This window comes from Mesorhizobium sp. M7A.F.Ca.US.005.03.2.1 (genome assembly GCF_003997795.1).
Classification (GTDB): domain Bacteria; phylum Pseudomonadota; class Alphaproteobacteria; order Rhizobiales; family Rhizobiaceae; genus Mesorhizobium; species Mesorhizobium ciceri.
In genome coordinates this window covers 1-13,854 of sequence record NZ_RZRP01000065.1, presented here as the reverse complement: position 1 = coordinate 13,854, position 13,854 = coordinate 1, and the positions used below count along the sequence as shown (strand labels likewise).

Here is a 13,854-nt window from a genome sequence, read left to right as displayed (position 1 = left end):
TATCGGGACTGGCCCACGAGGGCATTATATTCATGCAGGCGTCGGCGGTCTCTACTACCGAGGCACTTTGGGAAAGCGCAGCGCCAAGCAGACGCTGCAACTGTCTGAATTCCCATCTGGGCCAAAGCCCCATCCAACATCCTCACCCGTGGAATATGTCAGCGGTGGCGTCGTGATGAGAGAAATCGAGTCCGCCGATGTGATCGAGATGCGTGATGAGACATTTGCCAATGTGCTTGATGAAATCAATGCGAGGCAATCGCAGACGCGAATGTCGCTCATCCTGGCCGTGCTGTTTGGGATCGCCGGATTGATCGCAGGCGCAATGCTGGGAGGTGGGGTGGCGCTGATCGGTATTGCTGCCTTTTTGCCGGGCATGCTTATTGGCAACTGGTTGGACAGCTACCGCCGGGTGAGCGTGCTCTACTATGATTTGGAGCAGGACGCGGAGGCGGCCTACGGGCGACTTGTCGCCGCCTTTGACACGCTCACACGCTGCGCGGCGAGTTGGCATGTCGCGGCTGGTGGCAAGATAGAGGATCTGACGACTTGGAAGCGCAATGCGGGAGCCACGATGTTGGTCGATAAAAAGTCGACGACGCTCCAAGCTTCCTTGCCGACGGTTGTTCGCAGCAATGTCACACCACCGTCGATACACGTCGGCCGGCAAATCCTTTATTTCATGCCAGACATGATTTTGGTGAAGGACGGAAACCAGTACGGTGCCGTTGGGTATGGAGACCTCAGGACGCAATTTGCCCCCAGCAATTTTATTGAGACCGGCAAAGTTCCATCTGATGCTGAGATCGTGAGCTATACCTGGGCTCATCCCAATAAGAATGGCGGACCCGACAAACGCTTCAGAGATAATCGGCAGATCCCTGTCTGTCGCTACGAAGCCTTGCGGTTTTCTAGCCCATCCGGGCTCAACGAGCTGGTGGAATTTTCCAAGACAAACGTCAGCCAGCCCTTTTGCCAGGCTCTATTGGCACTCGCGCAAATGCACCGAAACGCTGGTGGCCAGTCCGGCTTGCTGAAAGCGCGCTAAGGAATTGGCTTGGTCAGCAAATGCCTTCGCACGGAATTCCGTCGCCGTCCCGGTCCAATTTGGGTCCCCAGCTACAGTTATTGAGATACCAGCGCGCCTCATCGCATGAGGAGATTTGCTTACAATAGCGACGCGGTTGACACGAATAGCTCTGAGCTATTTGGCGACGGCCTGTAAGGCCGTAGGATGTGTCATTACCGGGTTTATTGTTGGCTGCATGTGTTGCTCGCCAATCCCAAGGGGCTGTGAAAGTGCCAACCCAGATGCCAATCTTGGCCCTTTGGGCATCTGCCTGTTGTGACGCGTAACTACCATGGCTGTATCGAGGCCAATCCAGGGCATAACCCTGTTCGACCATCCAAGACGCAATGCTAGCACCGTCCGCCCGCTGACAATCACCAACGAAGCGGTTGTAACGATCCCACGAAACAAAGTTGCACTGGATGGGTCGGGATTGACTGAGGAAGATGTCCAGTGCTTCTGCGGATTTGCGGCCGCATGGGTATTCTTGCCCGCTTGCGTCGCTGCAGTTTTGGCTGCTTTCAGGTGCGTCGATGCCATTGAAACGAATACGCTGTCCGTGGATCTCGATCGTGTCCCCGTCAACGATGGACGCTACGCCGACGATAGGCTTCGGTTTTGACCCGAGTGCGCTTGCTGTATTGGGTCCCGCGATCTGGTTGCCCCACCCTGTAAAGTAGGAGGTGACATAAGCGCCCACTGCTAGCGTGATCACCAGGATCGCGGCTAATGATTTATGTGAAAAGAAACGCTTGCGCATAATTGAAACCCGGCCGCGTCTTGGCCGCGAGCTGCGGCGATGGGAATAGCGATCGCGATTCAATTTTCGATCCTTTGCGAAGCTGCCAAATGTTTTGCTAGCGCGTCTTTGACTTCTTGGCTGCTGCTTTCTTGGGCGCGGCTGCTGTGCGACCGAGGCCAATCGATTTTGCCAATCTGGAGCGATTGGCTGAATAGTTAGGCGCGACCATGGGGTAATCGTTGGAGAGGCCCCATTTTTGGCGATAGGCGTCGGGCGTCAGTCCAAAATGCGTGTTCAAGTGTCTCTTGAGGGACTTGAACTTTTTGCCGTCTTCGAGGCAGACGATGTAGTCTGGAGTGACTGAGCGCTTGGGGTTGACCGCGGGAACTTGGTCGGGTTTTTCCGGTTCGGACGGCTGGCCGATACGCGCTAATGACGAATTGATGCTGGCAATAAGGTCCGGCAATGAGGAGACCGGCACTGAATTCTTGCTCACATAAGCCGCAACGATATCGGCGGTAAGCTCCATCAGCGCGGTGGCCGTATTTTGGATTTCGTCAGTCACTTCATGGCTCCGGACTTCTGCAGTGAAATCCCGATCTATTACTTATCGGCTAAAAAAACCAGTAGAGGGAGGATACTAAATGCCAGGCGCTAATAGTGATGAATGTTAAAGCGCCAATCAGAATGCGGAACCACGAGAGACGGTGGATTGATTGGGCGCGGCGTTTTCTTTGTATGACCAGGAAAGCGGCTTGAGGCTCACAGGCGGATGCATTTAGATTTGGACGAGTAGGACCTACGCATGACATTTTCGAAAGACCCGCCGCCGGAGGTTAAGCCCCAGAAGGATAAGGCAAAGACTGGATCTGAATTGGACCGCGTTCCAAGTGCGGGAGCCATTCGGGTCCGCAACGGACTCTCTGTGTCAGAAAAAGACATTGTGGAGGCGGCTAAATACGGGGGCAGGGAGCGAGAATCCTCGTCGGATAGCGACTAGGCAAAGGGGGCCAAGAATGCAGGCTCTGACCCATATCACACGTCGCAATATTGGACGGTGTCCAGAAGTGATCGCAGTCGTTTCTAATTGAACACGGCTGTTTTTTCTTGCGCGAACGCTCTACGCGGGCTCTAGCTGGTTCTCCTTTCAAAGGGGATGTAAGTCTTGGACGTAAAACAGTCAGTCTTCCAAAGCGATCTCCCTCTAAAGGAGAAACTCGAGCGCGCCAGGATGGAGTTGCTCGATCTTTCCGCCCGCAATCGACTTTTGAATGTGCCGCGGTTTTCCAAGAGCGCGAAGACGATCGATATCGTCGATGAGAAGTCGTCCGAAATTTATCGATTGCTGGTGACCGAAGGAAAGGCTTTTACCTTCCTGGCCGGCAAGCCCGATAGGCCGAAAGCGGGCCAGGATGAAAGCAGCCCTCCAGACGAAGAGATCGACTATTCCCCCGTCGCTCTCGCCCAACCAGAGGACGATGGAGTCGATAACAGAGGGATATCCGCGCGGCACTCGGACACCAAGCTGCAGACGCGTATGACCCCAACTGGGCTGCAGCGGCGGCTCCTTGATCTCTACCATGATGCCCGCACACTCGAGGAAGAGCAGGGCGTCAATATCCTCTTTCTGGCCCTTGGAATGCTGAAGTGGATTGACCCGAACAACAAAGAGAACATCCGTCAGGCCCCCCTCATTTTGGTGCCGGTTCGGCTTGAGCGAGGGGCCGCTGGAGAAAAATTCCGCCTACGAGCCCGGCCGGAAGATCTTACCGCAAACCTCTCCTTGGAACTCTATCTCGACCGCATTCACAAGCTCGCTCTGCCGCGTTTTGAGGTGGGAGATGACTTCGACGTCTCGGCCTATCTCGATGCCGTTGCCGAAGCAATTTCGACCAAAGAGGGTTGGGAGGTGCTTCGCGACGATATGGTGCTCGGCTTCTTCTCGTTTGCGAAGTTCTTGATGTACCGTGATCTGGATCCGGATCTCTGGCCCGATGGCGCAAAGATTATCGAACAACCGAAGATCCGCTCGCTTCTTTCAGATGGTTTCGAAACACGCGAGCCGCTTATGTCGGACGACATAGCGATTGATCCGCACATTGCGCCCGCCGAAATGTTGCATATCGTCGACAGTGACAGTTCTCAGACACTGGCGATCCATGACGTCAGAAAAGGTCGCGACCTCGTTATCCAAGGTCCGCCTGGGACAGGAAAATCGCAGACGATCGCAAACATTATTGGGTCGGCCGTTGCCGACGGAAAGACCGTGCTGTTCGTGGCCGAAAAGATGGCAGCGCTGGAGGTCGTCAAGCGACGGCTTGACACTGCTGGGGTGGGGGACGCCTGCCTTGAGCTGCATAGTAACAAGGCGAACAAGCGCATGATGCTAGAGGAGCTGCGGCGAACCTGGCAACTCGGATCGCCCAGGGGCCAGCTTCCTTCTTCCCTAACTGATCGCTTGCTGGAGGCTCGCGATAAACTCAACGCACATGCTGCACGAATGCACGTTGCGTTCGGAGCGTCCGAACTCACTCCTTATCAGGTTCTCGGCCAGCTAACCCGACTAAGGCAGGTCGGTCAGAAACCAGTGGACATCGAACTTACGGATGCCACAAGCTGGACAACTGACGGCGTTTCGCAACGTCGCAAATTGCTCGATGAGGTCTCTCAGCGGATCAACGAGATCGGCTTGCCGATCCACCACCCGTGGCGGGGAGTTGGCCTGGATGTCGTTCTTCCAACGACCATTGAGAGGCTCGTCCCACGCATCGCGGCGTTGCTGGACCAAGCCAAGGCACTGCACGCCAAACTGGTCGGTATCGCTGAGCGGATCAAGGCCGAGCCTCCGAAAATTCTCAGCGACAGCGGCGAGATAGAAGATCGCGCTGAGCTTCTCGCGTCCGCGCCTGGACTTCCTGCCGAGGCGCTCGTCTCGCCGGTATGGGATGAGCGTCCGAAAGACATTTCATCGCTTCTCTGGTCAGGAACGGATTTCGCCCGCAAGTCCGAGGAACTTTCGGAGCAGTTGGCGGCAACGGCTATCGACACGCCAATTGAAGGTCTCGAGACAGAGCTTGCAAAGCTTCCCTCGGAATTTCCGAAAGATGGTTTCCATCGTGCGCGACAGCTCACCATTCTGCTCCCACGCTTGAGGGAAGAAGCTGAGCGCCTGAATCAGGAACTCGGATCGGCGATATTGCCAGACACGTTGGCAGGCTTGCTCAGGCTGGCCGTGACCGGCGAGCGAGTAGCGGCAGCACCTGACGCAAGTCCGGAGGCCTTCGCAGCCACCGTTTGGGACTCCGGACTTGAGCAGGCAGGCGACCTTGCCGACAGCGTAGCGACGCTTGAGGCTGCCAGAGCCGACCTTCAGGGCAAGGTTGTTGACGCGGCGTGGAGCACCGAGGTGGCCGCGGCGCGGCAGGCGCTCGCCACACACACGGGAATATTGAAAGCATTGAACGGCGACTACCGTCGCGCCACAGCACTTGCGCGGACTATTGTGGTCGACCCTAGCGCGCCTGCGACGCAGATAGTTGGTCTCCTCGACCTTTTGATGAAGGGTCAGGCTGCCGCAGCAAGAGTCCGCGAAGGCGACGCTTTTGGCCGTTCCGCCTTCGGGGCAGATTGGCGTGGGGAGCGATCGGCTTCCGCGCCACTGCTCGCGCTAGTGGAGTGGATGCGGACTCTACGAGGGCTAGGCCCCGAACCTCGGATTATCGCCGGCCGGATGGCGGAACGCTCCGAGGCCGGTGCGCGTGCAGCGCGCGTTCGCAAGGTTATCGAAATCGGTCGGCCAATTATCGAAGGTTTCTGGAACGATCTCGGGCACCTCGCGTCATCCATGCTAGGCGACGTGGCTTCCGCCGAGCGGGCCTCGCTGCAACTGATGGAAGCGAAGGCGAGCACTGTAGCTCAAGCCGATGATGCGTCACGACAGGTTCTGACTGACGTTCCGGATCTAATCACTGAGCGGGTGGAGCTACTGCGCCGACTAGGCAGACTACAAGCACTTGCTCAAGGGATCGATGCGGGAGAGAGCCTTGGCAAGTTCGTATTCGGCTCGTCGTGGCACGGTCGAGGATCCGATTGGGCCGCTCTCACGCAAGCCGAGCTTTGGCTGAAAGAAAATGGCTCGATCCGACATCTGGCTGCGCGGTTGCCTGAAAGAATCGAGATCGCAAACTCGGCACGTTCAGCACGTGAAGCGGCCCAAGCGGCAGCGCGGGAATTGAAGGCGCTTACAGGGGATTTGAAAGCCGATGCTCCCTCCTTGTTTGGAGTAGTCGATTTTCCGGACGTCGCGATAGGCGAGGTCGTTTCTCGGCTGCAGGGTTGGCTCGATCATCAGGAGCAGCTCTCGAAATGGGTTGCCTATGAAGAGCGATCCGAAACGGCCCGAAAGGCTGGACTGGGACAGTTGATAGACGGCCTAGCCAACGGCCAGATTACAACAGGATCGGCTCGATCAGTTTTTGATATGGCCTACTACGAACGAATGTTTCTGGCGATGGCGACCGATGAGCCGGAGCTGGCAAGGTTCGACGGGGAACTGCATTCCAGGGCTGTACGTGACTTCGCAGATCTGGACCGCCAGCGCATCAAGGCCGGCGCCATCGAAGTTGTAACGGCTCATCACCGGAAAATTCCTTCAAGAGACGGCGGAGCTGGACCTGTCGGACTGCTTCGTTCTGAGATGGCGCGCAGACGAGGCCACATGCCCATCCGGCAATTGATGCAGAAGGCAGGCCCTGCCATCCAGGCGCTGAAGCCAGTGTTCATGATGAGCCCGCTTTCGGTGGCGCAATTCCTGTCGCCCGGCCGGATGTCCTTCGATCTGCTCGTGATGGACGAGGCGTCTCAGATCCAGCCCGTGGACGCACTTGGCTCGGTCGCCAGGGCCAGTCAGGTGGTCGTCGTTGGCGACGAACGCCAACTGCCACCCACGACATTCTTCGCGAAGATGACAGGCTCGCAGTCTGAAGATGACGAGGGTGAGGGCGCGCAGGTCGCCGACATTGAAAGCATCCTCGGCCTGTTCACGGCCCGCGGCTTGCCGCAGCGTATGCTGCGCTGGCACTACCGTAGCCGTCACCAATCTCTAATCGCAGTATCGAACAGCCAGTTCTACGAGAACCGGCTTTTCATCGTGCCAAGCCCTTATACCCAAGAGGCAGGTATGGGGTTGCGGTTTCATCATGTGCCGGAGGGGGTCTTCGATTCCGGCGGCACAGGAACCAATCCGGTAGAGGCGAGAGCAGTAGCGGAGGCGATCATCCGTCATGCGAAGGTGAACCCGCAAGAGACTCTAGGCGTTGCAACATTTTCGGTTAGCCAACGCCGCGCGATCCAGGATGAACTCGAAGCGCTGCGGCGACTAAATCCCGACACCGAGGAATTCTTTCACGCTCATCCAAGCGAGCCATTCTTCGTCAAGAACCTCGAAAATGTTCAAGGCGATGAGCGCGACGTGATCATGATCTCGGTGGGGTATGCCAAGAATGCCCAGGGATACATGGCCATGCGTTTCGGCCCTCTTGGCGCGGAAGGCGGCGAGCGTCGGCTCAACGTCCTCATAAGCCGCGCCAAGCGCAGCTGCGAAGTATTCGCGTCCATCACAGACGAGGACATCGACCTGGAGCGTGGCAAAGGGAAAGGCATCTTCGCCTTCAAGCTCTTCTTGCACTACGCGAGAACAGGGCGAATTTCGCTTGCCCAAGTCACGGTTCGCGAAATGGATTCAATCTTTGTAGAACAGGTAGCCAACGCGCTGATCGAAATGGGTTATCAGGTTCATGCTCAAGTGGGCATTGCCGGCTTCTTCATCGACCTCGCAGTTGCGGATCCAGAGAGGCCAGGCCGCTATATTCTTGGCATCGAATGCGATGGCGCAGAATATCACTCATCTCGCTCGGCCAGAGATCGAGACCGGCTTCGGCAGTCGGTTCTGGAAGACCATGGTTGGATCATCCATCGCATCTGGAGCGCTGACTGGTTCCAACGGCCTCGTGAGCAGCTGGAGCGAACCATACTAGCGATTGAGGCCGCCAGAAAAGAACTCGATGAGCGGGCCGAATTGGGGGTCCAGAGAAATCGAGCTGTAGCCGTGCAGGTTGTTACGGTCGACCGAGGCAACGTGACGGAAATCGGTCTCGAAAGCACAAACGGATCCGAGACACCCAATCGAGCCTACGAAGAGGCCGAACTAAAGCGACCGGGATCGTTCGAACTCCACGAGACGCCCAGCGGAATCATGGCCGGACTGGTCGAGCAGGTCGTGGCTACAGAAACGCCAATCCATGTCGACGAAATAGTTTCGCGTATTCGGGACGCCTGGGGTCTGCAGCGGGCCGGTGGCAGGATTCAGGATGCAATCGAGCGGGGGGTAAGCATAGCACAGAGAGGTGGTTCAGTAGCCCGTCGAGGCAACTTCTGCTTCAAGCCAGGTGTTCCTGTTCGTCTCAGGGATCGCAGTGGGGTCGTGTCCGCTGGATTGCGCAAGCCCGAAATGATTGCGCAGGACGAGGTCGCCCAAGGCGCTATGGAAGTCGTGAAATCCAACCTCGGTGCGACAGAGGAAGAAATCGCCACAGGCGTTGCCAGGATGCTGGGCTTCAAAGCCACAAGCGCACAATTAAGGCAGCTGATTTCAGCTGGGGTCGCCGATTTGGTTGCCAAAGGAGTGTTACGGTCCCAAGACGGCTTGTTGGTGGCCGGCGAATCCGCGAGCGAGAAATTAGCTGAAGTGTAACGGGGCGCTGCAGCGCCCTCGTTGCAATTTCTGTCGAAGCTCGGAACACCTCTTTTGCTGGCGGAGGCCGAATGGCATTTCGATTCGTACACACGGCCGATATTCATCTCGACTCGCCGCTTCGTTCGCTGGCGATGCGAAATCCCGATCTTGCCGGGCTGGTGGGCGACGCCAGCCGCCAGGCATTCGTTTCGATAGTGGATCTCTGCCTTGAGGAACGTGTGGCCGCGTTGGTCATTGCTGGCGACCTATACGATGGCGACCAGACTTCAATGAAGACAGCGCGGTTCTTGGGCGCGCAGATGACACGCCTGCACCAGGCCGGCATCATGGTTTTCAAGATCCGCGGTAATCATGACGCCCTGTCGCGGATTTCCAAACAGCTGGTATTTCCCGACACCGTTACCATCTTTGGTGGTCGTGCTCAGTCGGTATTGCAGACAGCCGGCGGTCTGGACGTCGTATTCCATGGTTTGAGCTTTGCGAACCCTAAGGCGCCGGACAGCCTGTTAACCAAATATCCGGCGGCTCGTGAAGGGGCCGTCAACATAGGCATCATGCATACCAGTCTGGCTGGATCGCCAGGTCACGACGTTTACGCGCCCTGCAGCATCGCTGACTTGCACGCCCACGGTTTCGACTATTGGGCCCTCGGCCACATCCATGCTCGCCAAGTCCATCCTGGCGCCAGTGCCGTGGTGATGCCGGGAATACCGCAGGGGAGGGATATCAACGAGGCCGGTGAGAAATCAGTCACCCTGGTGACGGTGCGCCACGACCGTTCGGTGGAGATCGAGGAACGGCTGACCAGCGTTGCGCAGTTCGAACGGGTGAGCGTCGACCTTACCGGAGCGGTGGAGTGGCCCGAGGCCGTCGCGCGTGTTCGCTTCGCACTCGAAGAGATGCGGGCAACCGTCCGATCGCGTCATGCTGTGGCTCGCATTGGCCTGACAGGAACGTCACCACTGATGTGGGCGCTGATCCGCGACAGGGACCTCCTTCTTGCCGAAGCCGAACAGGCTGCGGAACAGCTAGGCCATACGTGGGTGGAGAAGCTCGAGCTTGACCTCGCGCCGCCTCGGACGGAGACCGCCGAGGATATTGCTGATCCGATTTTCGAACTCGAGCAATCAATGCGTGCCGATGCCACCTCGGAGGCCTTCCGCGCTGAGGCGAGGGCGTTCGTCCAAAAGATGGTCGCCGACCTTCCGGCCGACGGGCGGGATTTTGCTGGGACGGACGAAGCCGGGCTGGAACAGTTCCTCGATCAGGTGCTTTCCAAGGGCGCGGACTTGGTGACTGCCCGCCTTAAGGCCGGTGGATCGTCATGAGGTTGCGGCGCCTTGACCTCATTCGTTATGGAAAGTTCACCGATCGTTCGATCGACTTCGGACCCAAACCGGAATCCGGACCTGATCTGCATATCGTGTTTGGCCTGAATGAGGCCGGCAAATCGACTGCGCTTTCGGCCTATCTAGACTTGCTGTTCGGCATCGAGGAACGGAGCCGCTACAACTTCCTGCACGAGTACAGTGCCATGCGCATCGGCGGGGTGCTGGAACTGGCCGGCTCCGAACACACGTTCACGCGTACGAAACAGCGCAGTAATTCGCTATTGAATGCGACGGGCCAACCGGTAAGCGAGGTGGCGATCACGGCGCATCTCGCCGGTCTGTCGCGCGACGCCTACACGACGATGTTCTCACTCGATGACGAGACGTTGGAAGCCGGCGGAAAATCTATCCTGGAGTCGCGGGGCGACCTCGGCAAGCTTCTGTTCACGGCCAGCGCCGGTCTTGGGAACGCAAGTGATACGTTGAACGCCCTCGAGGCCGAAGCAGACGCTCTGTATCGGAAGCAGGCGCATGGAACCGAACTGGCGCTGTTGAAGAAGCGCCTTGTTGACGTAAAGTCGCGCAGGGATGCGATCGACACCCTTGCATCAACCTACGAGGGCCTGGAGGCCGAACGTCTCGATGCAGCGCAGCAGTACGGCCGAACCATCAGCGATCGGGCGGTGCTGGTGGCCAGGCTGGATACCTTTGCTCGTTACGTGCGTGCTGCGCCGATGCTGGCGGATATCCGGCGCAAGATTGCCCGGCTGGATCAGCTGCCGGACATCGCCTCCCCAGCCCGGACATCGACGGGAAGTGTCACCGAACTGATCGATGACGATGCCAGCCTCAGAACGCGGCTGTCCGCAAACATCGACGAGACCGAGCGCCTGGCGGAAAAAGTCACTGCGGTCGACGAGGACGAACCGATCCTGTCGATTTCCGAACGCATTCGCGGGCTGGCGGAGAGCAAGGTGCGCCATACCGCGGCTGGCTTTGACTTGCCCACTCGCAGGATGGAGCTGCAAATCCTCAACAACAGCGTGGCGAGCTGCCTTGCCGCCTTGGGCCGATCTTCCGAGGCGGATCCTGGCGCGCTGCTTCTGCCTGCCGTCACCGTTGGCGTCGTTCGCGCCATGGTCGAGCAGAGGTCCGGGATTGCTACCGGGATGCGTGCCGCTCGCGACGAAGCCGCGGCGGCACTCGATGCGCTGCAGGTGGCAAGGCAGCGGGTCGGCGAGGAAAGGGCGGTGCCCGAACCTGCCAGGGCAAGGCTGGGCTCGGCTTTGTCGAAAGCGCGAGCAAGCGGACACCAGGCAGAGATTAGGACGGCTCGCGAGGCGGAAGATGCGGGAACAATCCGATGGAAGGCGGCGCTCGCGCGCTTGCGTCCATGGAACGGAGATGCCCTCGCTCTCGCCAACGTCGCGGTTCCGAGCGCCGGGCAGATTGCCGCCTGGAAGACGGTAGCGTCAGAACTGGCAAGGAACACCGCCGTACTTGCCGAACGCCTTGCTGAATACGAGGGCAACCATGCCATGCTCGCCGCACGATTGGATGCCCTTCGTGCCTCGGGCGACATTGTCGACGATGAAGCGGCTACCGCCATCCGCCGAGTTCGCGATGATGCGTGGGCAACGCACCGCGCAGCGCTGACCGGTGACACCGCTGACGACTTCGCCGTGGCATTGGCGCGCGATGACATTGCCAGCGCAGGCCGGCTGGCCGGCGCGGCGGATCTGGCTGAGATCCGGGCAACTACGCGCGAGCTGGCCGAGGCCGCGGCCAACCTGTCACGCAACGGCATCCAACGCACACAGCTCGGCAAGGATGTGGATACCCAATTGTTGGAAATCCGCGCGGCCGCCAGGGACCTGCTCGGAGACGCCGTGGAACCTTCGTCTGAGCGCCTGATCGAAAGGATCGAGGATCAGATCGAGGCGCGCAGCGATGCGCTCGCTGCCTGGGAGCAGATCGAACTTGCTCGCTTGAAGGCCGAGCGAGCCGCTGACGCCGGCGAGCAGATACGCTTGGAAATGAGAGCAGTGCTGGGAAGCGTCGGCATTGTATCAGAGTCCAACGACACCCTCGAAGCAATCATGGCCATCGCGGAGCCGTTTCTGGATCGGCAGCGCAAGGTGGACGCCGAGTATGCCGAGGCGCTCAGAATGGTGAGCTCCAAAGAAGAGGATCTAGCGGCACGACGGGTTGCAGTAGGTGTGGCGGAGCGTCGCGAGGAGGAATGGCTGGCCGGCATTACCGAAGCACTCAAGGGAACTTGGCTCGAAAGCGGGCTCTCCGCATCCGGCGTCGGCACTGTGCTCGATCAATTGGCCGAACTTTCAAGAAGCCTGCAGGAACGGGACGACCTGCAGCTGCGTATCGACAAGATGGAGGCCGACAGGGCCAATTTTCTGGTCGAGGTCATCGCCGTTGCGGTTGAAGCCGACGAGCCGACGAAGGATACCGACCCGGAGCAGTTGGCCATCCGCCTTGCCGAGCGCCTAGAGCGTGCCGAGCGGACACGTGAAACGAAGGCAAGCCTCGGCAACGACCTGAAGCGCCTCAAGGAGGCGCGCGACATCCTCGACACTGAGATTTTGGCACACGAACGCCGCAAGAACGAGGTGCTGGGCGTCTTTGGTGTCGCCACTCTGCCCGAGGTAGTCGAACGCGATGAGCTGTTGCGTGAGCGCGATGGCTTGCGCACCACCGTCGCCGAACTTGAGGAACGGATAGTGGCGGAGCTCGCGGTCGACGGATTCGAGCAGGCCCGCTCGATCCTGGACGCGATCGATTTCGACGGCCTCGCGGTCGAGAAGGCTGAGGGTGAGCAGCGGCTTCGCCTGTTCGATGAAACCATCCAGCAACAGCTGATCCGGCAGACGCGCGCGGCCGACAAGCTGGACGCCATCGGCGGTGATAGTGCGGTTGCACGCCTGGATGCTGAACGGCGCACAACCCTGCTGGAAATCGAGGAGAAGGCCGTTCGCTACATAGAGCTGAAGCTTGGCATCATGTCGGCTGGCAATGCTTTGCGGATCTACCGTGAGAGCCATCGCTCCGGCATGATGGCGCGCGCATCAGACGCGTTCAAGCTAATGACGCGTGGCCAGTATTCGGGGCTGACAACCCAGCCTGTAAGAGGTGGTGAGGTTCTCATTGCTGTGCAGGGTGACGGGCAATCCAAGGTCACCGAAGCGCTTTCAAAGGGTGCACGATTTCAGCTGTACCTTGCCCTAAGACTCGCCGGTTATTACGAGTTCGCGCAATTTCGGCCCTCGGTCCCATTCGTCGCCGACGACATCATGGAGACGTTCGACCATATTCGCTCGGAGGAGGTTTTCAGGCTGTTCGGAGCGATGGCAAACACAGGTCAGGTCATCTACCTGACGCACCATAAGCATCTATGTGAAATAGCTGAGGCTGTCGTACCGGGAACGAGGATCCATCAACTCGCACAGTAATTTTCTCCGGAATACGTGAACGAACCAGTGAAGGACGCCGAATTTGACGGCAAGTATGCGCCCAAAGTCAGACGTTCCGGCAAACTTCGCGTTCGTCCAAAAGCGGACATATCGCCCGAGCCATAGACGGCCCCGATGTGCCCATAATGGACGTCCTGCAAATTCATTGTCCTGCCGAATCTGGACTTCGAGAGCTGGCCCTAAACAGCAATTGTATCGCGCCTAGCCGTCCTATCGCCGGGGCGCCAATTGTAAACAACGGCGAACTATACCAATATCGTTACTGGCTTCTTCCGGTGCGACTCGGGAGAACGGGATGGGCAATGAACGCGAAGACGCAAACGGGAAAACACAGCGCCGCTGGCCAATACCTCGGCTATGCGCTTCAACCTGTACGCCTTTGCTTTCACCTGCTCAACGCGCCTAGCGGCGCCTTGGTCTCTCTTGAACATTTAGACGATGTGGCGGTTCACCTGGTCGGCGGGGAAGTC

Annotated in this window: 5 protein-coding genes and 1 pseudogene; 4 read left to right on the top strand and 2 right to left on the bottom strand. The window is 58.6% G+C overall.

From position 1 onward, the window contains the following. Positions 1 to 1,048, top strand: a pseudogene (locus EN991_RS06130) (KAP family NTPase); the annotation flags it as partial. A 13-nt stretch (positions 1,049 to 1,061) separates the two neighbouring features. Here the strand turns inward: EN991_RS06130 and EN991_RS06125 are convergent. Both EN991_RS06125 and EN991_RS06120 read right to left on the bottom strand, forming a co-directional pair. Next, positions 1,062 to 1,892, bottom strand: a complete 831-nt coding sequence (locus EN991_RS06125; RefSeq protein ID WP_127224212.1) for a thermonuclease family protein — start codon at positions 1,890 to 1,892, stop codon at positions 1,062 to 1,064. A gap of 34 nt (positions 1,893 to 1,926) precedes the next feature. After that, positions 1,927 to 2,340 carry a MucR family transcriptional regulator gene (locus tag EN991_RS06120; protein WP_082826711.1) on the bottom strand — a complete coding sequence of 138 codons (414 nt, stop codon included), beginning with the start codon at positions 2,338 to 2,340 and terminating at the stop codon, positions 1,927 to 1,929. A gap of 636 nt (positions 2,341 to 2,976) precedes the next feature. Between EN991_RS06120 and EN991_RS06115 the strand changes: the two genes are divergently transcribed. The 3 genes from EN991_RS06115 to EN991_RS06105 all read left to right on the top strand — a co-directional run bounded on the left by EN991_RS06115 (position 2,977) and on the right by EN991_RS06105 (position 13,363). Continuing rightward, positions 2,977 to 8,562 (top strand): DUF3320 domain-containing protein, encoded by a 5,586-nt coding sequence (locus tag EN991_RS06115; RefSeq protein ID WP_063169424.1) that lies wholly within the window; start codon positions 2,977 to 2,979, stop codon positions 8,560 to 8,562. A gap of 71 nt (positions 8,563 to 8,633) precedes the next feature. Next, the gene (locus EN991_RS06110) at positions 8,634 to 9,893 is read left to right on the top strand and encodes a DNA repair exonuclease (RefSeq protein ID WP_063169423.1); all 1,260 of its coding nucleotides are present in this window, start codon (positions 8,634 to 8,636) and stop codon (positions 9,891 to 9,893) included. Beyond that, complete coding sequence (locus EN991_RS06105; RefSeq protein ID WP_063169422.1) at positions 9,890 to 13,363, top strand: AAA family ATPase; 3,474 nt, start codon at positions 9,890 to 9,892, stop codon at positions 13,361 to 13,363. Before EN991_RS06110 ends, EN991_RS06105 begins: the two co-directional genes overlap by 4 nt. Positions 13,364 to 13,854: the final 491 nt, after the last annotated feature.

Coding starts and splice junctions, on each gene's coding strand:
- EN991_RS06120 (WP_082826711.1), bottom strand. CDS start 2,340: ATGGAGCTTACCGCCGATATCGTTGCGGCTTATGTGAGCAAGAATTCA.
- EN991_RS06110 (WP_063169423.1), top strand. CDS start 8,634: ATGGCATTTCGATTCGTACACACGGCCGATATTCATCTCGACTCGCCG.
- EN991_RS06105 (WP_063169422.1), top strand. CDS start 9,890: ATGAGGTTGCGGCGCCTTGACCTCATTCGTTATGGAAAGTTCACCGAT.